Origin of the sequence: Achromobacter sp. 413638 (assembly GCF_043119405.1) — a bacterium.
In the GTDB taxonomy this organism is placed as follows: Bacteria; Pseudomonadota; Gammaproteobacteria; order Burkholderiales; family Burkholderiaceae_B; genus Achromobacter.
Map to the genome: position 1 here is coordinate 1 of NZ_JBICCO010000081.1, position 18,994 is coordinate 18,994.

Annotated in this window: 25 protein-coding genes and 1 pseudogene; 2 read left to right on the top strand and 24 right to left on the bottom strand. The window is 68.5% G+C overall.

Features of this window, described 5'->3' with window-relative positions:
* Positions 1-42: 42 nt before the first annotated feature.
* The gene (locus ACEU5R_RS25300; RefSeq protein WP_392412467.1) at positions 43-819 is read right to left on the bottom strand and encodes a Nif3-like dinuclear metal center hexameric protein; all 777 of its coding nucleotides are present in this window, start codon (positions 817-819) and stop codon (positions 43-45) included.
* A 19-nt stretch (positions 820-838) separates the two neighbouring features.
* Here ACEU5R_RS25300 and ACEU5R_RS25305 point away from each other — a divergent pair, with 19 nt between their 5' ends.
* Positions 839-2,002, top strand: coding sequence for a trypsin-like peptidase domain-containing protein (locus tag ACEU5R_RS25305; RefSeq protein ID WP_103271978.1), 1,164 nt, complete (start codon positions 839-841; stop codon positions 2,000-2,002).
* Between the two features lie 115 nt (positions 2,003-2,117).
* Here ACEU5R_RS25305 and ACEU5R_RS25310 read toward each other — a convergent pair whose 3' ends face one another.
* Complete coding sequence (locus ACEU5R_RS25310) at positions 2,118-2,501, bottom strand: helix-turn-helix domain-containing protein (protein ID WP_103271979.1); 384 nt, start codon at positions 2,499-2,501, stop codon at positions 2,118-2,120.
* A gap of 52 nt (positions 2,502-2,553) precedes the next feature.
* Positions 2,554-3,348 carry a twin-arginine translocase subunit TatC gene (gene tatC, locus ACEU5R_RS25315; RefSeq protein WP_103271980.1) on the bottom strand — a complete coding sequence of 265 codons (795 nt, stop codon included), beginning with the start codon at positions 3,346-3,348 and terminating at the stop codon, positions 2,554-2,556.
* Here tatC and ACEU5R_RS25320 point away from each other — a divergent pair.
* Entirely contained in the window at positions 3,299-3,646 is a 348-nt protein-coding gene (locus ACEU5R_RS25320) for a pentapeptide repeat-containing protein (protein ID WP_392412491.1), read from the top strand. The genes tatC and ACEU5R_RS25320 overlap by 50 nt on opposite strands.
* Positions 3,647-3,779: 133 nt before the next feature.
* Here the strand turns inward: ACEU5R_RS25320 and tatB are convergent.
* The 21 genes and pseudogenes from tatB to ACEU5R_RS25425 form a co-directional block, all read right to left on the bottom strand.
* Positions 3,780-3,950 (bottom strand): annotated as a pseudogene (tatB, locus tag ACEU5R_RS25325) (Sec-independent protein translocase protein TatB); the annotation flags it as partial.
* A gap of 71 nt (positions 3,951-4,021) precedes the next feature.
* Complete coding sequence (gene tatA / locus ACEU5R_RS25330; protein WP_088143704.1) at positions 4,022-4,252, bottom strand: Sec-independent protein translocase subunit TatA; 231 nt, start codon at positions 4,250-4,252, stop codon at positions 4,022-4,024.
* Positions 4,253-4,267: 15 nt separating this feature from the next.
* Entirely contained in the window at positions 4,268-4,636 is a 369-nt protein-coding gene (locus ACEU5R_RS25335) for a histidine triad nucleotide-binding protein (protein WP_103271982.1), read from the bottom strand.
* A 17-nt stretch (positions 4,637-4,653) separates the two neighbouring features.
* Positions 4,654-5,004: a phosphoribosyl-ATP diphosphatase gene (locus ACEU5R_RS25340; protein ID WP_392412470.1), complete on the bottom strand. Its 351-nt coding sequence runs from the start codon at positions 5,002-5,004 to the stop codon at positions 4,654-4,656.
* Positions 5,001-5,405 carry a phosphoribosyl-AMP cyclohydrolase gene (hisI, locus tag ACEU5R_RS25345; protein WP_103271984.1) on the bottom strand — a complete coding sequence of 135 codons (405 nt, stop codon included), beginning with the start codon at positions 5,403-5,405 and terminating at the stop codon, positions 5,001-5,003. Before hisI ends, ACEU5R_RS25340 begins: the two co-directional genes overlap by 4 nt.
* A 278-nt stretch (positions 5,406-5,683) precedes the next feature.
* A complete protein-coding gene (gene hisF, locus ACEU5R_RS25350; RefSeq protein ID WP_103271985.1) occupies positions 5,684-6,496 on the bottom strand; it encodes an imidazole glycerol phosphate synthase subunit HisF in 813 nt (270 codons plus the stop codon).
* Positions 6,493-7,233 (bottom strand): 1-(5-phosphoribosyl)-5-[(5-phosphoribosylamino)methylideneamino]imidazole-4-carboxamide isomerase, encoded by a 741-nt coding sequence (gene hisA, locus ACEU5R_RS25355; protein ID WP_103271986.1) that lies wholly within the window; start codon positions 7,231-7,233, stop codon positions 6,493-6,495. Before hisA ends, hisF begins: the two co-directional genes overlap by 4 nt.
* Before the next feature lie 53 nt (positions 7,234-7,286).
* Positions 7,287-7,985 (bottom strand): imidazole glycerol phosphate synthase subunit HisH, encoded by a 699-nt coding sequence (locus ACEU5R_RS25360; protein ID WP_103271987.1) that lies wholly within the window; start codon positions 7,983-7,985, stop codon positions 7,287-7,289.
* Between the two features lie 37 nt (positions 7,986-8,022).
* Positions 8,023-8,610, bottom strand: coding sequence for an imidazoleglycerol-phosphate dehydratase HisB (gene hisB / locus ACEU5R_RS25365; RefSeq protein WP_103271988.1), 588 nt, complete (start codon positions 8,608-8,610; stop codon positions 8,023-8,025).
* A gap of 12 nt (positions 8,611-8,622) precedes the next feature.
* Entirely contained in the window at positions 8,623-9,711 is a 1,089-nt protein-coding gene (gene hisC / locus ACEU5R_RS25370) for a histidinol-phosphate transaminase (protein WP_103276272.1), read from the bottom strand.
* Between the two features lie 35 nt (positions 9,712-9,746).
* Positions 9,747-11,051 carry a histidinol dehydrogenase gene (gene hisD / locus ACEU5R_RS25375; protein WP_392412472.1) on the bottom strand — a complete coding sequence of 435 codons (1,305 nt, stop codon included), beginning with the start codon at positions 11,049-11,051 and terminating at the stop codon, positions 9,747-9,749.
* Positions 11,052-11,101: 50 nt separating this feature from the next.
* Entirely contained in the window at positions 11,102-11,773 is a 672-nt protein-coding gene (gene hisG, locus ACEU5R_RS25380; protein ID WP_212319413.1) for an ATP phosphoribosyltransferase, read from the bottom strand.
* Complete coding sequence (gene murA / locus ACEU5R_RS25385) at positions 11,773-13,041, bottom strand: UDP-N-acetylglucosamine 1-carboxyvinyltransferase (RefSeq protein WP_392412474.1); 1,269 nt, start codon at positions 13,039-13,041, stop codon at positions 11,773-11,775. The genes hisG and murA overlap by 1 nt, the downstream gene beginning before the upstream one ends.
* The gene (locus tag ACEU5R_RS25390) at positions 13,041-13,286 is read right to left on the bottom strand and encodes a BolA family protein (RefSeq protein ID WP_103271992.1); all 246 of its coding nucleotides are present in this window, start codon (positions 13,284-13,286) and stop codon (positions 13,041-13,043) included. The genes murA and ACEU5R_RS25390 overlap by 1 nt, the downstream gene beginning before the upstream one ends.
* Before the next feature lie 5 nt (positions 13,287-13,291).
* Positions 13,292-14,104 (bottom strand): ABC transporter permease, encoded by an 813-nt coding sequence (locus ACEU5R_RS25395; RefSeq protein ID WP_392412475.1) that lies wholly within the window; start codon positions 14,102-14,104, stop codon positions 13,292-13,294.
* Positions 14,101-14,913, bottom strand: coding sequence for an ABC transporter ATP-binding protein (locus ACEU5R_RS25400; protein WP_392412477.1), 813 nt, complete (start codon positions 14,911-14,913; stop codon positions 14,101-14,103). The genes ACEU5R_RS25395 and ACEU5R_RS25400 overlap by 4 nt, the downstream gene beginning before the upstream one ends.
* A gap of 305 nt (positions 14,914-15,218) precedes the next feature.
* A complete protein-coding gene (locus tag ACEU5R_RS25405) occupies positions 15,219-15,851 on the bottom strand; it encodes a phospholipid-binding protein MlaC (RefSeq protein WP_103271995.1) in 633 nt (210 codons plus the stop codon).
* A 37-nt stretch (positions 15,852-15,888) separates the two neighbouring features.
* Positions 15,889-16,689, bottom strand: a complete 801-nt coding sequence (locus ACEU5R_RS25410) for a VacJ family lipoprotein (RefSeq protein ID WP_392412479.1) — start codon at positions 16,687-16,689, stop codon at positions 15,889-15,891.
* 75 nt (positions 16,690-16,764) lie between these two features.
* The gene (mlaD, locus tag ACEU5R_RS25415; protein WP_103276273.1) at positions 16,765-17,265 is read right to left on the bottom strand and encodes an outer membrane lipid asymmetry maintenance protein MlaD; all 501 of its coding nucleotides are present in this window, start codon (positions 17,263-17,265) and stop codon (positions 16,765-16,767) included.
* Positions 17,266-17,277: 12 nt separating this feature from the next.
* Positions 17,278-18,066, bottom strand: coding sequence for a lipid asymmetry maintenance ABC transporter permease subunit MlaE (mlaE, locus tag ACEU5R_RS25420; protein ID WP_103271997.1), 789 nt, complete (start codon positions 18,064-18,066; stop codon positions 17,278-17,280).
* Positions 18,063-18,899 carry an ABC transporter ATP-binding protein gene (locus ACEU5R_RS25425; RefSeq protein ID WP_103271998.1) on the bottom strand — a complete coding sequence of 279 codons (837 nt, stop codon included), beginning with the start codon at positions 18,897-18,899 and terminating at the stop codon, positions 18,063-18,065. The genes mlaE and ACEU5R_RS25425 overlap by 4 nt, the downstream gene beginning before the upstream one ends.
* Positions 18,900-18,994: the final 95 nt, after the last annotated feature.

Below are 18,994 nucleotides of genomic sequence, written 5' to 3' on the forward strand. Positions count from 1 at the left end.
TTTCGGGGGCGGATTGGGGGGGCGGTGCGCGCGGCGCGATGCCTACGCGGGATTGTCGATGTCGACGAACTCGACCTTGATGCCGAAGCGTTCGGCCACGGCCTGTCCCAGCGCCTGGACGCCGTAGCGCTCGGTCGCATGGTGGCCCGCGCCGATGAAGCCCACGCCGGTCTCGCGCGCCAGGTGCACGGTGGATTCGGAGACCTCGCCCGTGATGTAGGCGGTGGCGCCGGCGTCCACCGCGTCGGCCAGCATGCCCTGCGCGCCGCCGGTGCACCAGGCCACGCGGCCCAGCGGCTGGCTCGGATCGCCCACCACCAGCGGCTCGCGGCTCAGGCGTTCGCGCACGCGCGCGGCCAGGTCGCCCAGCGTCGCCAGGCCGGGGGCGTCGCCCAGCCAGACGAGATTGTCCTGCCCACAGGTGCGCGGCGCGCCGTCGTCGCGCAGCGACGGCGCCAGGCCCAGCACGCGGGCCAGCTGGGCGTTGTTGCCCAGCTGCGGATGGGCGTCCAGCGGCAGGTGGTAGGCGTAAAGATTCAGGTCGTTGTTCAGCGCCAGCGCCATGCGGGTGCGGCGGGTGCCGATGACGCGGCGGTCCTCGTTGCGCCACATCCAGCCGTGATGGACCAGCACCGCGTCCGCGCCGCGCTCGACGGCCACGCGCAAGAGCGCCTCGCTGGCGGTGACTCCGGTGATAATGTGTCCGATCTCGGAACGGCCTTCCACCTGCAGCCCGTTGGGACAGTAGTCCTTGAATCGCGGGGCCTGCAGGGTGTCGTCCAGCCAGTCGGCCAGGACGCGGGAATCCACTTTTTGCATTGCTAGTCCTATCAGAAACATGCGCCGATATTGGCTGATCTTCGCTCAGGCCGTCACGGTCTGCCTGGGTATTCTATTCGTCGTCACCACCTTGCGGCCCGACCTGCTGCGACTGGCGGGGCCGGCGGCCGCGCCGGCCGTCCAGGCCGCGGTGCCCGCCGGGCCGCCGGCGACGCGCGCCGCCGCGCTGGCGTCCTATGCGGATGGCGTGGCCCGCGCCGCGCCGTCCGTGGTCAACGTCTACACGACCAAGCTCGTGAACGTGCCGCTGATCCCCCTGCCGGACGATCCCATCCTGCGCCAGCTGTTCGGCAACATGCCCGGCGCCAGCCGCCAGCAGGCCACCACCAGCCTGGGCTCGGGCGTGATCGTGAGCCAGGACGGCTTCGTGCTGACCAATTATCACGTGGTGCAGGCGGCCGAGGCCATCGAGGTGGCGCTGGCCGACGGTCGCAAGGACAGCGCCAAGGTGGTGGGCGCCGATCCGGACACGGATCTGGCGGTGCTCAAGCTGGGCAGTCTGCGCAACCTGCCCACCGCCGTGCTGGCGCCCGACAAGGGGCTGCGCGTGGGCGACGTGGTGCTGGCGATCGGCAATCCGTTCGGCGTGGGCCAGACCACGACGCAGGGCATCGTGTCGGCGCTGGGCCGCAACGGGCTGGGCCTGAACACCTATGAGCATTTCATCCAGACCGACGCGGCCATCAACCCCGGCAATTCGGGCGGCGCGCTGGTCGACGCCCAGGGCAGCCTGGTCGGCATCAACACCGCGATCTATTCGGAATCCGGCGGTTCGATGGGCATCGGCTTCGCCACGCCCATCGACATCGCCCGCAGGGTCATGGACGAAATCGTCAAGACCGGCCAGGTCAAGCGTGGCTGGCTGGGCATCGAACCGCAGGACATCACGCCCGAACTGGCGCGTGCGTTCCAGCTCGAGCGCGACGCCGGCGGCGTGATCATCGCCGGTGTGCTGCGCGACGGCCCGGCGGCCCGCGCCGGCCTGCGCGTGGGCGACATCGTGCAGTCGGTGAACGGCAAGCCCATGACCAGCACCAATGGCCTGTTGGCTGAGATCGCGCAGCTGCCGACCGGCGAGCGCGCCAGGCTGGGCCTGCTGCGCGGTGGCAAGCGCAGCGAGCTGGAGGTCGTGGTGGGCACGCGGCCGGGCCGGCCGCGCTAGGGATGGCCGTGGCAGCGATGGGAGCGTCGTTTGGACGGTGCGTCGTGGCCGCTCAGCGGTGCGCGTGTCGCACGCACGCCGGGAGAGCATGCAAGGCCTCCCGCCAGGCAGACGTCTAGTTCGCGGGCCGGCCGTCGAGCAGGATGCGGACCACGGTCAGCACCTGCTTCTTGGTGGCGTCGGGGCGGCTGCGCAACAGCGCGCAGATCTCGGTGCAATAGCCGTCGCCCGGCTGGGCCGCGTCTTGCAGCACATGCGGCGGGGCCGCGCGATCACCGGGTCCGGAGGCGGGGGCCACGCCGTCGGTCAGCCACACGGCGCTGGTGTCCAGCGCCTTGGCCAGACGCAGCACCGTGCGGCGGTCGGGCCAGTAGTGGTCTCCGCGATTGAGGATGCGATGGATGCAGGACTGCGGCACGCCGGAAATGCGGGCCAGCTGGTTTTGGCTTTTGATGCCGCGCCACCGCATCAGGGCGCTCAGGCGTTGGGCTAGGGACATGAGTGCAATGTAGGATTGCAGTCATGTCCCCGCAAGGTGAAACGGTCTTACTTCAGTGGCGTTCGGTGAGGGAATCCGATGCCGGATCGTCCTCTGCGGCGCGCCTGGGCGAGACCATGCGGGCGCAGATCAGGCCGACCTCGTACAGCAGGCACAGCGGCACGGCCAGCATGAACTGGCTGACCACGTCGGGGGGGGTGACCACCGCCGCGATGATGAAGGCGCCCACCACCACGTAGCCGCGCGCGGCCTTGAGCTTGGACAGCTCGACCACGCCCATCTTGACCAGCAGCACCACGGCCACGGGCACCTCGAAGGTGATGCCGAAGGCCAGGAACATGGTCATGACGAAGCTCAGGTAGGCCTCGATGTCCGGCGCCGGCGTGATCGACTGCGGCGCGAAGGTGGCGATGAAGTGGAAGACCGTGCGGAACACCACGAAATAGCAGAACGCCATGCCGGCCAGGAACAGCACCGTGCTGGAGACGATCAGTGGCAGCGCCAGCCGCTTTTCATGGCGGTACAGGCCCGGCGCGACGAAGGCCCAGGCCTGGTACAGCACCACCGGCAGCGCGATGATGAAGGCCGCCATCATGGTGACCTTGACCGGCACCATGAAGGGCGTGATGACGCCGGTGGCGATCATGCGCGTGCCCTGCGGCAGCGAGGCCAGCATGGGCTGGGCCAGCGCGTCATAGATCGGCGAGGCGCCGGGATAGATGAACAGCACGATGAACACGGCCACGATCGCGGCGGCGGCGCGCAGCAGGCGGGAGCGCAGCTCGATCAGATGGGAGATGAAGCTTTCCTGCTGGCCGTCTTCTTGTTGGGAGGCGTCCTGGGTCACGTTGGCGTTCCGGGGGGCGTGGCGGGCTTGGCGGCGGGCGCGGGTTCGCTGGCCGCAGGCGTGGCGGGCGCGGTGGCCTGTGCCGGCTCGGGGCCGAGGTCCAGGGCCAGATTGGGGTTCTGCGCGGGCGGCGCGATGGTGCGCGCGGGTTCGGTGGCGGGCTGAGCGGCAGGCGATCCTGCGGCAGGCGAACCTGCGGCAGGCGAACCTGCGGCAGGCGAACCTGCGGCAGGCGTCGGCGCGGGCAGCGCCTCGGACGCGTCGGCGGCGGGCGCTTGCGCCGCCGGCTGGCCGTTGACTTCGCGGGCCGCTTCGTCCAGCTCGGCGCGCAGCTGCTGCACCGGTTCTTCCAGCGACGCCTGGGTTTCGTGCAGCGATTTCTGCACGCCCTGGGCCGCGGTCTCCATTTCGCTCTTGAACTTGCGCAGCTCGTCGAGCTCGATCTCGCGCTGGATGTCGGACTTCACGTCGTTGACGTAGCGCTGCGCGCGGCCCAGCAGGTGGCCGACGGTGCGGGCCACCTTGGGCAGGCGTTCGGGGCCGATGACGATCAGGGCGACGACGCCGATCACCATCAGTTCAGTGAGGCTGACATCAAACATGCGATGGCCGCTCGGAAAGAAAAGCTGGGCGGGCCGGCGTGGGCGCGGCCCGGAGGGAAAGCCGCGAGGGCTCAGGAATTGGACTTTTCCTTGGCTTGCACGTCGATGGTCTCGCCCGAGACGCGCTGCTGCGCGATGGGTTCGGCGGGCTTGTCACCGCCGTTGGCGTCCTTCATGCCTTCCTTGAAGCCCTTGACCGCGCCGCCCAGGTCGGACCCGATGTTGCGCAGTTTCTTGGTGCCGAAGATCAGGGCCACGATGACCAGGACGACCAACCAATGCCAAATGCTAAAGCTACCCATGACGGTTTCTCCGTGTTACGCAGTGGGGGCCGCGCGTCCTTTCCAGGGCCGCGCGCCGCCAAGAATGTGGAAATGCAGATGCGGGACTTCCTGGCCGCCTTCGACGCCAGAATTGATCATGATGCGAAATCCGCCATCGGGGCCCGGGTTGCAGCCGTTCTCGGCCGCGAGCTTCGGAACCAGTGCCATCATTCTACCCAACCAGACTGCGTCCTCACCCGTAATATCCTGCATGGATATGACATGACGTCGAGGGATCAGCAAAAGATGCACCGGCGCGGCCGGATTGATGTCGTGAAAGCACAGGAAGTCTTCGTCTTCGTAGACTTTCTTGGCCGGGATCTCGCCCGCGGCGATCTTGCAGAAGATACAGTTGGCGCTCATTTTTCCGGTTTCCGTCTTCAATCCTTGGGGCGGCTGGCCTTTTCCGCCAGGCCGGACAACCCTTCGCGGCGCGCCAGCTCGGCCAGCACGTCCTCGGGGCGCAGCTTGAAATGGGTCAGCGCGACCAGGCAGTGGAACCACAGGTCGGCGGTCTCGCTGACGATGCGCTCCGGCACGCCGTCCTTGGCGGCCATGACCAGCTCGGTGGCTTCTTCGCCGATCTTCTTCAGGAAGGCGTCGGGCCCCTTGGCCAGCAGCCTGGCGGCGTAGGACGCTTGCGGATCGCCGCCATTCTCGGGGCGGCGGGTTTCCAGGGTGTCGGCGACGCGGGCGAGCACGTCGCCCGCGTTCAGTTGGGTGGCGGTCATTTGTAGATATGCTCGGGGTCTTTCAGCACCGGGTCCACGGTGATCCAGGCGGCCTCGTCGGCGCGGCCTTCCAGGCGGCGGTAGAAGCAGCTGGCGCGGCCGGTATGGCAGGCGATGCCGCCTTCCTGGTGGATCTTCAGCAGCACCACGTCGCCATCGCAATCCAGGCGCAGCTCGTGCACCTGCTGCACATGGCCGGATTCCTCGCCCTTGCGCCATAGGCGCTGGCGCGACCGCGACCAGTACACGGCGCGGCCCGTCGCGGCCGTCTCGGCCAGCGATTCGCGGTTCATCCAGGCGACCATCATGATCTGGCCGTTCTCGGCATCCTGCGCGATGGCGGGAATCAGGCCGTCCTTGTCGAACACGACATCGGCTAGCCAGGCGGGTTCATTGCTCATGTCATTCATCCATTGTCCTCGCGCGCCGCATGCAGCCGGCCGATCCGGCCAGCCACCGCAAGCGCCAGGGATCCATCATCTTACGGCAATACCTTGTTGCACGCGCGCCCGCCTGGTCCAAGGCGGATGGCAGCGCCCAAGCCGAATCCCGCCTGCATCCTTCCTTCGAAAGACACCCCCAGCAGCAAGCGCTGCGCCACAAGCGGGGCAGCGCGGAGCCGGCTTTGCCGGTCCGCAGCTGCGCCCCTTGAGGGGAAGCGCGCAGCGCTCGGGGTGGGTCACAATCTAGTTGGGATGCCCTGCGCGGCCATGAACTGCTTGCACTCGCGCACCGTATGCTGGCCGAAGTGGAAGATGCTGGCGGCCAGCACCGCGCTGGCGCGGCCGGTGGTCACGCCGTCGGCCAGATGCTGCAGGTTGCCCACGCCGCCCGAGGCGATGACCGGCACCGGCACGGCGTCGGACACGGCGCGGGTCAGCTCCAGGTCGAAACCGGACTTGGTGCCGTCGCGGTCCATGCTGGTCAGCAGGATCTCGCCGGCGCCGTAGGCGGCCATGCGGCGGGCCCAGGTCACGGCGTCCAGGCCGGTGGCCTTGCGGCCGCCGTGCGTGAACACTTCCCAGCGTGCCGGTTCGCCCGGCTGCGACACGCGGCGGGCGTCGATGGCCACCACCACGCATTGCGAGCCATGGTAGTCGGACGCCGCGCGCACCAGTTCCGGGTTGGCCACGGCGGCGCTGTTGATGCTGATCTTGTCGGCGCCGGCGTTGAGCAGGCGCTGGATGTCGGACACCTGGCGCACGCCGCCGCCCACGGTCAGCGGGATGAAGACCTGCGAAGCCACCTGCTCGATGATGGGCAGGATCAGGTCGCGGCCGTCGCTGGTGGCGGTGATGTCCAGGAAGGTGAGTTCGTCGGCGCCCTGCTCGTTGTAGCGGCGGGCGATCTCGACGGGGTCGCCCGCGTCGGTCAGGTTGACGAAGTTCACGCCCTTGACGACACGGCCGGCCGTGACGTCAAGGCAGGGAATGATGCGGCGGGTCAGCGCGCTCTGCGCGGGCGCACCGCCCTGCGTGCCGGAAGTGGTCATTTGGACAGCTCGTCGGCGCGCGCCTGGGCGGCCTGGAAGTCCAGCGTGCCTTCGTAGATGCTGCGGCCCAGGATGGCGCCTTCGACGCCCTCTTCCTCGACCGCGCACAGCGCCTCGATGTCCTGGATGCCGGCGATGCCGCCCGAGGCGTACACCGGGATGCGCACGTGCTGCGCCAGGCGCACCGTGGCGTCGACGTTCACGCCCGAGAGCATGCCGTCGCGGCCGATGTCGGTGTAGATGATGGCTTCGCAGCCGTAGTCCTCGAACTTCTTGGCCAGGTCCAGCACGTCGTGGCGCGTCAGCTTGCTCCAGCCGTCGGTGGCGATCTTGCCGTCGCGCGCGTCCAGGCCGACGATGATCTGGCCGGGGAAGGCGCCGCAGGCGTCATGCAGGAAGCCGGGGTTCTTGACGGCGGCCGTGCCGATGATGACGTAGGAAATGCCGGCGTCGAGGTAGCGCTCGATGGTGTCGAGATCGCGGATGCCGCCGCCGATCTGGACCGGCATCTCGTCGCCCACGGCATCCAGGATGGCCTTGATGGGGACTTCATTGCGGGGCTTGCCCGCGACCGCGCCGTTCAGGTCGACTAGGTGCAGGCGGCGCGCGCCCTGTTCGAGCCAGCGGGAGGCCATGGCGGCGGGGTCTTCGGAGAACACCGTTGCATCGTCCAGGTCGCCCTGGCGCAGGCGCACGCAGCGCCCGTCTTTGAGATCGATGGCGGGGATCAGCAGCATGGTAGCGAAAGAAAAAGAGTTGAACGGGCTGGAGCGGCAGGCCTGAGCCTGGGTTATGGCTGCCAGTCTACAAAATTGCGATACAGGCGCAAACCGTGTTCGGCGCTCTTTTCCGGGTGGAACTGCACCGCGAAAATGTTAGCTGCCGCCACTGCGCAGGTAAAGCTGACGCCATAATCGGTTTCACCGACGGTCAGGCCGGGATCGGCGGGATCGGCGTAATAACTATGGACGAAATAGAAGTGCGTTTCGTCCGGGATGCCGGCCCACACAGGATGAGAGCGCGTCTGGCGCACTTTGTTCCATCCCATGTGCGGCACCTTGAGCAATTCGGCGCCGGTCGGCGCGGCGCCGGCCTGGCCGGCGTCGGACGCGCAGGCCTCGCCCTCGCCCGTGACGACGGGCGCGTAGCGCGGGCCGGCGTAGCGACGCACCACACCCGGGAAGATCCCCAGGCAGGGCGTGTCGCCTTCCTCGCTGCGGTCGAACAGCATCTGTTCGCCCACGCACACGCCCAGCAGCGGCTTGGCGCGCGCGGCGCGCTCGACCGCCTCGCGCAGGCCGGATTCGTTCAGCGTGCGCATGCAATCGGCCATGGCGCCCTGGCCGGGGAACACGACCCGGTCGGCCGCGTCGATCTCATGGGGCTGGTTGCAGATGCGGATGTCGGCGTCGGGGGCGGCGTACCGGAGCGCGCGCGCGACGGAATGGAAGTTGCCCATCCCGTAATCGACGATGGCGATAGTGGTCAATTCTGTCTGCCTGATGCGGTGCGGAAGATCGTGGACGTTACAGCACGCCCTTGGTGGACGGCACGATGTCGCCCATGCGCGGGTCGACCTCGATGGCCATGCGCAGGGCGCGGCCACAGGCCTTGAAGACCGTTTCGCACTGGTGGTGGGCATTGACGCCGCGCAGGTTGTCGATGTGCAGCGTGATCAGGGCGTGGTTGACCAGGCCCTGGAAGAATTCGCGCGTCAGGTCCACGTCGAAGTCGCCGATGCGGGCGCGGGTGAAGGGGATGTGATATTCCAGGCCCGGGCGGCCGGAGAAGTCCACCACCACGCGCGACAGCGCCTCGTCCAGCGGCACGTAGGCGTGGCCGTAGCGGCGCAGGCCGGCCTTGTTGCCGACCGCCTTGGCGATGGCCATGCCCAGCGTGATGCCGACGTCCTCGACGGTGTGATGCGCGTCGATGTGCAGGTCGCCTTCCGCCTTGATGTCCAGGTCGATCAGGCCGTGGCGCGCGATCTGGTCCAGCATGTGATCGAGGAACGGCACGCCGGTGTCGATCGTCTGCTTGCCGGTGCCGTCCAGGTTGACGGCCACGCGGATGCGGGTTTCGTTGGTGTTGCGGGTGATCTCTGCGGTACGCATGTCGGGACTCGATTAACTAAGTATTTCTTGCAGCGCGGCCAGCAGGGCGGCGTTTTCGGCGGGGGCGCCCACCGAGATGCGCAGGCAGTCCGCCAGCAGCGGGTGGGCGCCGGAGAAGTTGCGCACCAATATTTTGCGCGTTTTCAGGGCGAGATGCACGGCGTTGCCATCCATCTTGCCGGAAAAGCGGGCCAGGACGAAATTACCCGCGGAAGGGAAAACCCGCGTGCCGGGCAAGGCGGCCAGGGCGGCGGCCAGCGGGCCCCGGTCGGCGCGCAGGCGGGCGGCCTGCTCGTCCAGCACCGGCTTGTGGCGCAGCACGGCCAGCAACGCGGCCTGGGTCAGCACGTCCAGGTTGTAGGGCGGGCGCACCTTGTTCAGCTCGGCGATCCAGTCGGGGCTGCCGGCCAGGTAGCCGAAGCGCAGGCCCGCCAGTCCGATCTTGGACACGGTGCGCATGACCACCACGTTGGGCAGATCCAGCACGCGCGGCATCCAGGTGCCGTCGGCGAAGGGCTGGTAGGCCTCGTCGATCACCACCAGGCCGGGCGCGGCGTCGATCACGGCCTGGACCTGTTCGGCCGGCCACAGGCCGCCGGTGGGATTGTTGGGCACGGCCAGGAACACCAGCTTGGGCTGGTGCTCGCGGATGGCGGCCAGCATGGCGGGCAGATCCAGGGACAGGTCCTCGGTCAGCGGCACGCCGACGAAGCGGGCGTGGTCGAAGCGCGCCGCCATGTCGAAATAGACGAAGGACGGCCAGGGCGACAGCACCACATCGCCGGGGGCGCAGCAGGCCTGGATGGCGATGTGGATCAGCTCGTCCGAGCCGTTGCCGAACAGCAGGCCGGCCGCGTCCGGCACGCCGAAGGCCGCGCGCACCGCCTGTTGCAGCGCGGACAGGTCGGCGCTGGGGTAGCGGTTCAGCGGCGTGTCGCGGACGGCGCGTGCGATGTCCTCGCGCACGGCCTCGGGCAGCTCGTAAGGGCATTCCATGGCGTCCAGCTTGATGCAGCCGGTCGCCTCGGCCACCGGATAGGCGGCCAGGGCGCGGACATCGGCGCGGACGGTGGCGGCGATGCGGGCGCCGGACGGGGGCATCTGGGTGTCCTTGCCGGCGGCGGTGGCCTGGCCGCTCATGGCTGGTCCAGCCGGTACTGGGCGCTGGCGGCGTGCGCCTGCAGGCCCTCGCCCAGCGCCAGTTCGGCGGCGATCCGGCCCAGGGTCTGGGCGCCGTCGCGCGAGACCTGGATCAGGCTGGAGCGCTTCTGGAAGTCGTACACGCCCAGCGGCGAGGAAAAGCGCGCCGTGCGCGAGGTCGGCAGCACATGGTTGGGGCCGGCGCAGTAGTCGCCCAGCGCCTCGGAGCTGTAGCGGCCCATGAAGATCGCGCCGGCGTGGCGGATCTTGGCGGTCCACTGTTCCGGGTTCTCGGTGGAGATCTCCAGGTGTTCGGGGGCGATGTCATTGGCGATGCGGCAGGCTTCGTCCAGGTCGCGCACCTGGATCAGCGCGCCGCGGTTGGCCAGGCTGACGCGCAGGATGTCGGCGCGCGGCATGGTCGGCAGGAGGCGCGCGATGGCGGCCTCGACCTCGGCCAGGAAGGCGGCGTCGGGACAGAGCAGGATGGATTGGGCCAGCTCGTCGTGCTCAGCTTGCGAGAACAGGTCCATGGCGATCCAGTCGGCCGGCGTCTTGCCGTCGCAGATGACCAGGATCTCGCTGGGGCCGGCGATCATGTCGATGCCGACCACGCCGAACACGCGGCGCTTGGCGGCGGCAACGTAGGCGTTGCCGGGGCCGACGATCTTGTCCACGGCCGGCACGGTGGCGGTGCCGTAGGCCAGCGCGCCCACGGCCTGCGCGCCGCCGATGGCGAACACGCGGTCCACACCGCTGATGGCGGCCGCCGCCAGCACGATGGGGTTGCGCGTGCCGTCGGGGGTGGGCGTGACCATGACCAGTTCCGGCACGCCGGCGACCTTGGCCGGGATCGCGTTCATCAGCACCGACGAGGGATAGGCGGCCTTGCCGCCCGGCACGTACAGGCCGACGCGGTCCAGCGGCGTGACCTGCTGGCCCAGCAGCGTGCCGTCGGCCTCGGTGTAGGTCCAGGTCTCGACGCGCTGGCGCTCGTGATAGGCGCGCACGCGGGCGGCGGCGGCCTGCAGGGCGTCGCGTTGGGCGGCCGGCAGCGCGGCCAGCGCGGCATGCCAGTCGGCCTTGGGGATCTCCAGCGCCTGGGCGCTGCCCGCCTGCACGCGGTCGAAACGCTGCGTGTATTCCAGCAGCGCGGCGTCGCCGCGGGCGCGCACGTCGGCCAGGATGCCGGCCGCGGCGCGGTCGATGGATTCGTCCTCGGCCGCCTCGAAGGCCAGCAGCTTGGACAGGGCGGACGCGAATCCGGGATCGCGGGAGTCGAGACGATTGATCAGGGCCATGGCGTCATGGGGTCAGGCGACGGCCGCCGCGCGGACGCGGCGGCCTGGGGTTAGGCATTGCGGGCGGCGGCCCGCTCGAAGGCGTCCAGCAGCGGCTGCAGGCGCGCGCCGCGGGTTTTCAGCGCGGCCTGGTTGACGATCAGGCGAGAGGAGATCGGCATGATGTCCTCGACCGCCACCAGGTCGTTGGCGCGCAGCGTGCCGCCGGTGGAGACCAGGTCGACGATGCAGTCGGCCAGGCCGACCAGCGGCGCCAGCTCCATCGAACCATACAGCTTGATGATGTCGACGTATACGCCCTTGGACGCGAAGTGTTCACGGGCTGACTGCACGTACTTGGTGGCCACGCGCAGGCGCGCGCCCTGGTGCACGGCGGCCTCGTAGTCGAAGCCCTTGCGCACGGCCACGGCCAGGCGGCACTTGGCGATGTTCAGGTCGATGGGCTGGTACAGCCCGCCGGGCTGCTGCGCGGCGTGCTCGATCAGCACGTCCTTGCCGGCGATGCCCAGGTCGGCCGCGCCGTACTGCACGTAGGTGGGCACGTCCGAGGCGCGCACGATGATCAGGCGCAGGCCGGGATCGCTGGTCGGCAGGATCAGCTTGCGCGAGCTTTCCGGATTCTCGGGCACCTCGATGCCGGCCTCGGCCAGCAGGGGCATGGTTTCCTCGAAGATCCGCCCCTTGGACAAGGCCAGGGTCAGCGGCGTGGTGGTTTCGCTCATCAAGCATTCTCCTTGCCGCTGACGCGTTGGATGTCGGCGCCCAGGGCGCGCAGTTTCAGTTCCATGCGGTCGTAGCCCCGGTCCAGGTGGTAGATGCGGTCCACCAGCGTGTCGCCGTCAGCGGCCAGGCCGGCGATGACGAGGCTGGCCGAGGCGCGCAGGTCGGTGGCCATGACGGTGGCGCCCGACAGCCTGGGCACGCCGCGCACGATGGCGGTGTGGCCGTCGATGTCGATGTCGGCGCCCATGCGGCGCAGTTCCTGCACGTGCATGTAGCGGTTTTCGAAGATGGTCTCGACGACCACCGAGGTGCCGTCGGCCACGGTGTTCAGCGCCATCAGCTGCGCCTGCATGTCGGTGGCGAAACCGGGATATTCGTGCGTGCGAAAGCCCACGGCCTTGGGGCGCGCGGACATGGCGCCGCGGATCCAGTCGGGGCCGGTCTCGATGGTCAGGCCGGCCTCGACCAGCTTGTCCAGCGTGGCGCCGAGGATGCCGGGATCGGTGTCGCGCAGCGTGATGTCGCCGCCGGCCGCGCCCACGGCGCACAGGAAGGTGCCGGCCTCGATGCGGTCGGAGATGACGCGGTGCTCGGCGCCGTGCAGGCGCTCGACGCCGTCGATCACGATGCGGTCCGTGCCGTGGCCCTGGATGCGGGCGCCCATCTTGATGAGCAGTTCCGCCAGGTCGACGATCTCGGGCTCGCGCGCGGCGTTTTCCAGGATGGTCCGGCCATCCGCCAGCACTGCCGCCATGAGCAGGTTCTCGGTGCCGGTCACGGTGACCATGTCGGTGCGGATGGAAGCGCCCTTCAGGCGCTTGGCGCGCGCCACCACGAAGCCGTGCTCGATGCTGATCTCGGCGCCCAGCGCGGCCAGGCCCTTGATGTGCTGATCCACCGGACGCTGGCCGATGGTGCAGCCGCCGGGCAGGCTGACGCGCGCCTCGCCGAACCGGGCCACCAGCGGGCCCAGCACCAGGATGGACGCGCGCATGGTCTTGACCAGTTCGTAGGGCGCTTCCAGGCTGTCGACCCGGTCGGCCTGCAGCGTGACCATGCCGTCATTGCCGCGCTCGGCGCGCACGCCCATGCGGGCCAGCAGGTTCAGCATGGTGCCGGTGTCGTTCAGGCGCGGCACGTTGGTCAGCGACAGCGCGTCGGCCGTCAGCAGGCTGGCGCACAGGATCGGCAGGGCCGAGTTCTTGGCGCCCGAGATCGAGATTTCCCCGTGCAGGCGGGCGCCGCCGGTGATGCGCAGCTTGTCCATTATTTGCCGGCCTGCCGGTATTCGTCCGGGGTCAGGGTGCGCATCGACAGCGCGTGGATCTCGGCCTTCATGCGGTCGCCCAGGGCGGCATAGACCAGTTGGTGGCGCTGGATCAGGCGCTTGCCCTCGAAGGCGGCGCTGACGATGACGGCGTCGAAATGCGAGCCGTCGCCCTGCACGTCCAGGTGGTCACAGGGCAGGCCGTCCGCGATGTATTGGCGGACTTGCGCGGGAGTGGGAAGCATGGACTTCAGTTCCTGAGTTTGTAGCCGCTGGCCAGGAGCCGCAGCGCATAGATCGAAAGCGCGAGGAACACCCCCGCCACCACCGCCAGGCTGCGCCACGGCGAGACGTCGGACACCGCGAAGAAGCCGTAGCGGAAGCCGTCGATGGTGTAGAAGATGGGGTTCCAGTGCGACACGCCTTGCCAGAAGGCGGGCAGCGTGTGGATGGAATAGAACACGCCGGACAGGAAGGTGGCCGGCATGATCAGGAAGTTCTGGAAGGCGGCGAGCTGGTCGAATTTCTCGGACCACAGGCCGGCGATCAGGCCCAGCACGCCCATGATGCCGCAGGCCAGCACGGCGAACACCGCCAGCCACAGCGGATGCGCGGGCATCAGCGAGACGAAGTAGAGCGCCACCACCCAGACGCAAATGCCGACGGCGATGCCGCGCACCACGGCGGCCAGCACGTAGGCGGCGAAGATGTCGCGGTGCGACAGCGGCGGCAGCAGCATGAACACCAGGTTGCCGGTGATGCGGCTTTGGATCAGCGACGACGACGGATTGGCGAAGGCGTTCTGCAGCATGCTCATCATCATGAGCCCGGGAATCAGGAACGCGGTGTACGGCACGCTGCCGTAGACCATGACCCGACCTTCGAGCACGTGGGCGAACACCAGCAGGTACAGCAGCGCGGTGATGACCGGCGCGGCGATGGTCTGGAAGCTGACCTTCCAGAAGCGCAGCAATTCCTTGCGCAGCAGGGTCGGAAAGCCCGAGCCCGCGTCCAGGCGGGGCTGCACCAGCGGTTGGCTGGCGGGCGCGGCGGGTTGGGTCATTGCGGGGTCCCTACGGGTTGCGGGCTGTGGACGGCGGGGGCGTCGTCCTGATGCATGATGCGCACGAAGGCGTCTTCCAGGTCCACGCCGCCCACGCGCGCCAGCAGCGCCTGGGTGGTGTCCAGCGCCACGACGCGGCCGCCCTTGAGCATGGCGATGCGGCCGCACAGGGCCTCGGCCTCTTCCAGGTAGTGCGTGGTCAGCATGATGGTGTGGCCGGCCTTGTTCAGGCGCGAGATGAATTCCCACAGCGTGCGGCGCAGGTCCACGTCCACGCCGGCGGTGGGCTCGTCCAGCACGATCACGGGCGGGCGGTGCACCAGCGCCTGCGCCACCAGCACGCGGCGCTTCATGCCGCCGGACAGCGCGCGCATGTTGGAGTTGGCCTTGTCGGCCAGCCCCAGGTTGAACAGGATCTCGTCGATCCAGTCGTCGTTCTTGCGCAGGCCGAAATAGCCCGACTGGATGCGCAGCGTCTCGCGCACGGTGAAGAACGGGTCGTAGACCAGTTCCTGCGGCACCACGCCCAGCGCCCGTCGCGCCGATTTGTAGTCGGCCACGACGTCGTAGCCACAGACCGAGGCGCGGCCGGAGGTGGCGTGCGCCAGGCCGGCCAGAATGGAGATCAGCGTGGTCTTGCCGGCGCCGTTGGGGCCCAGCAGGCCGAAGAACTCGCCGTGCTCGATGCGCAGGCTGACGTCGTTCAGGGCCTGGAAGCCCGGCCCGGGCGCGCGGCCGAACAGCCTGCCCAGGCCGCGCGAGCGCGGCGCATATATTTTGGATACGTTTTCGAGGCTGACTGCGGACATGGCGGCGGGGTCGGCGGTTTGCCGGGGGACCAGGGGCTGACCAGGGATGACCAGAGGGGTGACCAAGTTTGCGGGCGCGCAGGAGCGTCCGGCAAAGCGCGAATCGGTCATTATATATACGCATGGCGGCGCGACGCGCCTATGGCCACGTGGTGGACCGGGGCGTTCCGGGCTTATGCGTCCCCTTATTGTCCCATCCTGGCATTGCGCTGAAACGCGCGGCGTCATCGCGCGGCACGGGAGCGAAAAAAAAGCCCGGCGCGCCGCGAGGACATGCCGGGCTGGCTGAGGCCGGAGCCGGCCGCCTATTGGTTGCGCTGGTTCAGCGCCTGAATCAGGCCGTCGATGCCGTTCTGGTTGATCTGCTGCGCGAACTGGTTGCGGTAGTTCTCGATCAGCCAGATGCCCTCGACGTTCATGTCGTAGATCTTCCAGCCTTGCGGCGTCTTTTCCAGGCGGTAGTCCACGCCCACCGGCGCGGCGTTGGTCTGGCTGATCTGCGTGCGCACGACCACGTCGTCGCCATCCAGGCTGCCGCGGCTCGGCACCAGCGTGACCTTGGTGTTGTTGTCGACCCGCGTCAGCGCGCCGCTATAGGTGCGCACCAGCGTGCCGCGGAAGGCCTCGGCCAGATCGTGCTTCTGCTTGTCGTTGGCCTGGCGCCAGTAGCGGCCGGCGGCCAGGCGGGTCGTCTTCTGGAAGTTCACGTAGGGCAGGATGTGCTGGTCGACCACCTGGTTGATGCGCGTCGTGTTGCCGGACTTGACCGCGCCGTCGCTCTTGAGCACGGCCAGGGCCTGGTCGGCCGCGGCCAGCACGAACTTGTCGGCCGGCCCGTTGGGGTCGGGCTGGGTCTGGGCATTGGCGCTGGCGGCGGCCAGGCTCATCAGGCCGGCAACCGCCAGCCGCTTGAATGTCGAAAACAATGAAAACTGCATGAACTCTCCTTGCTGCGCCGCGAGCGGCGGCGTTGACTTACTTGGCGGGCTGGACGACCGGCGCCATGGCGGGGGCGGCGCCCTTGGCGTCGTCCTCGTCGTCTTCGTAGTTCGGCAGCGCGGACTCGTCGCCCACCTTCTGGCCCAGCACCATGGCGGCGCGGCGTTGCAGGTAGGCGTCGCGCACGAAGCTGTACGGATCCAGCGCCACGCGGTCGATCGTGTTGGTCGCGTCCAGCAGGCTGGCGCGCGCGTCCACCACGCTCAGGCCCCACAGCGAATTGCGCAGCGGCACGTTGTCGATCGCGCTGACGCTGGTGTAGGTGGCCTTGCGACCGTAGAAGTCGCCGGCCAGGCCGACGCCGTCGCGGATGGTGGACGAGCCGAAGAACGGCAGCACCAGGTACGGGCCCTGGCCGATGCCCCAGACGCCCAGCGTGGTGCCGAAGTCGTTCGGGATCTTGCGCGCGCCGTTGGCCGAGGCGACGTCGAAGCAGCCGCCCACGCCCATGGTGGTGTTGAACAGGAAGCGGCCCAGCGTGTTGACGAAGTCGTGGCCACGGCCTTGCAGCATGCTGTTGGCGCCGGACCAGAGGTCGCCGACGTTGCTGAAGATGTTGTGCACGCAGCTGCGCACCGGCTGCGGCGTGACGTAGGTGTAGGCCTGGGCGACGGGCTTGAAGACCACCCGGTCGACCGAATCATTGAACTTGTAGACGCCCCGGTTGAAGCCTTCCCAGGGATCGCGCGGATCGGGGTTCTTGGGCGCGGCGCAGCCGGCCATCAGTGCGCCCGCGGCCGCGACGGTGGCGATGCGGGAAAGAGCGTGCGTGTTCATGATCAGGGCATCCCTATCAATATTTTCTTATAAGCGACGGCTGCGCGGCAGGCAATACCGCGCGTCGGTTAGTCTTTAATTCGCGGGCGTCTTGGCCGGTTCCTGGGCGCCGCCCGAGCCTTGCTTTTCGGCCGATCCGTAGAGGAACTTGCTGATCAGCTGCTCGAGCACGACGGCGCTTTGGGTATAGCGGATTTTGCCGCCCTCGGCAAAGTTCTCTTCCTCGCTGCCCGGCGTCAGGCCCAGGTACTGTTCGCCCAGCAGGCCGGACGTCAGGATGGCGGCCGACGAGTCCTTGGGGAACTTGTAGGTCGTCTCAAGGTTGATGGACACCACCGCCTGGAAGGTCTTGTCGTCGAAGGAGATGCCGGCGATCCGCCCCACCACCACGCCGGCGCTCTTGACGGGCGCGCGCACCTTGAGGCCGCCCACGTTATCGAAGTTCGCCGTGACGGTATAGGTGGGCGCGAAGGAGAAGGCGCTCAGGTTGCCGGCGCGCAACGCCAGGAACGCCAGCGCGGCCGCGCCCAGCAGTACGAACAGGCCTACCCAGAAGTCGGTTTTTTCGCGTGACATGATCAATCCGTATCAGTTTCCAAACATCAAGGCCGTAAGCAGGAAATCCAGGCCCAGCACCGCCAGCGATCCCACCACCACGGTGCGTGTGGTGGCACGGGCCACGCCCTCGGGCGTGGGCTTGGCCTGCCAGCCTTCGTAGAGCGAGACCAGCGTCACGGTGACGCCGAACACCAGGCTCTTGATGACGCCGTTGAGCACGTCGTTCCAGACGTCCACGCCGTTCTGCATCTGCGACCAGAAGGCGCCGGGGTCCACTCCGATCATCAGCACGCCGACCACCCAGCCGCCCAGGATGCCCACCATGGAGAACACCGCCGCCAGGATGGGCATGGCGATGATGCCGCCCCACAGGCGCGGCACCAGCACGCGGCGCATCGGGTCCACCGCCATTACTTCCATCGCCGACAGCTGTTCGCCGGCCTTCATCAGGCCGATCTCGGCGGTCAGCGAGGTGCCCGCGCGGCCGGCGAACAGCAGCGCCGTGACCACCGGCCCCAGCTCGCGCACCAGCGACAGCGCCACCAGCAGGCCCAGCGCTTCCGACGAGCCGTAGCGGTTCAGCGTGTAATAGCCCTGCAGGCCCAGCACGAAGCCGACGAACATGCCGGACACGGCGATGATCAGCAGCGAGTAATTGCCGATGAAGTGGATCTGCTGCGATACCAGGCGCGGGCGCGAGAACGCGATGCCGCTGCGCCCCAGCAGGCCCAGGAAGAAACGGGTGAAGTAGCCGATACCGGAAATCTGGCCCCGGATCCAGCCGCCCAGCGCGCTGATGGGATTGGTCTTGCCGCTCATGCCTTGCGCCCCTGTTGTTGCGCCAGCCATTTCTTGAAGGCCGGTGTTTCGGGGTACTGGAACGCGACGGGGCCGTCGGGTTCGCCCTTGAGGAATTGCTGCACGTAGGGGTCCTGCGATTGCGACAGGATCTGCGGGGTGCCGGCGGCCTTGAGTTCTCCCTGGCCGACCAGATAGACCTGGTCGGCGATGGCGAAGGATTCCTGCACGTCGTGGGTGATCAGCACCGAGGCGCAGCCCAGGCGGTCGGCCAGGTCGCGGATCAGGCGGGCGGTGATGCCCATGGAAATCGGGTCCAGGCCGGCGAAGGGCTCGTCATACAGGATTAGCTCGGGCTCCAGCACCACGGCGCGTGCCAGCGCGACCCGGCGCGCCATGCCGCCGGATACCTCGGCGACCTTCAGGTGGGCAGCGGCGCGCAGGCCGACGGCGTCGAGCTTGTCCAGCACGCGCTCGGTCAGTTCGGCCTCGCTCAGCCGGGTGTGCTCGCGTAGCGGAAAAGCAACGTTTTCGAAGACGTTCAGGTCGGTGAACAGTGCGCCCTGCTGGAACAGCACGCCCATGCGCTTGCGCAACGACTGCATTCCGGCGGCGTCGACGGCGGCGATGTCCTGGCCGAAAGCCTGGACGGTGCCGCGCTGGGCGATCAGCTGGCCGGTGGCCGCGCGCAGCAGCGTGGTCTTGCCCGAGCCGGAGCCGCCCATGATGGCGACGACCTGGCCGGCCCGCACGTCCATGGAGATGTCGCGCAGCACGGTGAATTCACCGTAGCCGAGCGCGACGCCCTCCAGGCGCAGGGCGAATTCGGGGGTGCTGCGGGTGTGAGCGGACATGGGCAACGAAAGGGTGTTTCGGCGGCGGTGCTTGCCGGCCAGTCCGTCCGGCGCGGGCAAGGGGCCGCAGCGCTGGCAGAACAGGCTGCGTCGGG

What these genes read in the sequence shown, in the direction of transcription:
- ACEU5R_RS25425 (WP_103271998.1), bottom strand. Translation starts at nt 18,899, where the DNA reads ATGTCCGCTCACACCCGCAGCACCCCCGAATTCGCCCTGCGCCTGGAG.
- ACEU5R_RS25300 (WP_392412467.1), bottom strand. Translation starts at nt 819, where the DNA reads ATGCAAAAAGTGGATTCCCGCGTCCTGGCCGACTGGCTGGACGACACC.
- ACEU5R_RS25395 (WP_392412475.1), bottom strand. Translation starts at nt 14,104, where the DNA reads ATGACCCAACCCGCCGCGCCCGCCAGCCAACCGCTGGTGCAGCCCCGC.
- ACEU5R_RS25405 (WP_103271995.1), bottom strand. Translation starts at nt 15,851, where the DNA reads ATGCAGTTTTCATTGTTTTCGACATTCAAGCGGCTGGCGGTTGCCGGC.
- murA (WP_392412474.1), bottom strand. Translation starts at nt 13,041, where the DNA reads ATGGACAAGCTGCGCATCACCGGCGGCGCCCGCCTGCACGGGGAAATC.
- ACEU5R_RS25400 (WP_392412477.1), bottom strand. Translation starts at nt 14,913, where the DNA reads ATGTCCGCAGTCAGCCTCGAAAACGTATCCAAAATATATGCGCCGCGC.
- tatA (WP_088143704.1), bottom strand. Translation starts at nt 4,252, where the DNA reads ATGGGTAGCTTTAGCATTTGGCATTGGTTGGTCGTCCTGGTCATCGTG.
- hisC (WP_103276272.1), bottom strand. Translation starts at nt 9,711, where the DNA reads ATGCCCCCGTCCGGCGCCCGCATCGCCGCCACCGTCCGCGCCGATGTC.
- ACEU5R_RS25305 (WP_103271978.1), top strand. Translation starts at nt 839, where the DNA reads ATGCGCCGATATTGGCTGATCTTCGCTCAGGCCGTCACGGTCTGCCTG.
- mlaE (WP_103271997.1), bottom strand. Translation starts at nt 18,066, where the DNA reads ATGAGCGGCAAGACCAATCCCATCAGCGCGCTGGGCGGCTGGATCCGG.
- mlaD (WP_103276273.1), bottom strand. Translation starts at nt 17,265, where the DNA reads ATGTCACGCGAAAAAACCGACTTCTGGGTAGGCCTGTTCGTACTGCTG.
- ACEU5R_RS25335 (WP_103271982.1), bottom strand. Translation starts at nt 4,636, where the DNA reads ATGAGCGCCAACTGTATCTTCTGCAAGATCGCCGCGGGCGAGATCCCG.
- ACEU5R_RS25390 (WP_103271992.1), bottom strand. Translation starts at nt 13,286, where the DNA reads ATGCTTCCCACTCCCGCGCAAGTCCGCCAATACATCGCGGACGGCCTG.
- ACEU5R_RS25340 (WP_392412470.1), bottom strand. Translation starts at nt 5,004, where the DNA reads ATGACCGCCACCCAACTGAACGCGGGCGACGTGCTCGCCCGCGTCGCC.
- hisB (WP_103271988.1), bottom strand. Translation starts at nt 8,610, where the DNA reads ATGCGTACCGCAGAGATCACCCGCAACACCAACGAAACCCGCATCCGC.
- ACEU5R_RS25310 (WP_103271979.1), bottom strand. Translation starts at nt 2,501, where the DNA reads ATGTCCCTAGCCCAACGCCTGAGCGCCCTGATGCGGTGGCGCGGCATC.
- hisI (WP_103271984.1), bottom strand. Translation starts at nt 5,405, where the DNA reads ATGAGCAATGAACCCGCCTGGCTAGCCGATGTCGTGTTCGACAAGGAC.
- hisD (WP_392412472.1), bottom strand. Translation starts at nt 11,051, where the DNA reads ATGGCCCTGATCAATCGTCTCGACTCCCGCGATCCCGGATTCGCGTCC.
- hisA (WP_103271986.1), bottom strand. Translation starts at nt 7,233, where the DNA reads ATGCTGCTGATCCCCGCCATCGATCTCAAAGACGGGCGCTGCGTGCGC.
- hisF (WP_103271985.1), bottom strand. Translation starts at nt 6,496, where the DNA reads ATGACCACTTCCGGCACGCAGGGCGGTGCGCCCGCGCAGAGCGCGCTG.
- hisG (WP_212319413.1), bottom strand. Translation starts at nt 11,773, where the DNA reads ATGAGCGAAACCACCACGCCGCTGACCCTGGCCTTGTCCAAGGGGCGG.
- ACEU5R_RS25410 (WP_392412479.1), bottom strand. Translation starts at nt 16,689, where the DNA reads ATGAACACGCACGCTCTTTCCCGCATCGCCACCGTCGCGGCCGCGGGC.
- ACEU5R_RS25320 (WP_392412491.1), top strand. Translation starts at nt 3,299, where the DNA reads ATGAAGCTTTCCTGCTGGCCGTCTTCTTGTTGGGAGGCGTCCTGGGTC.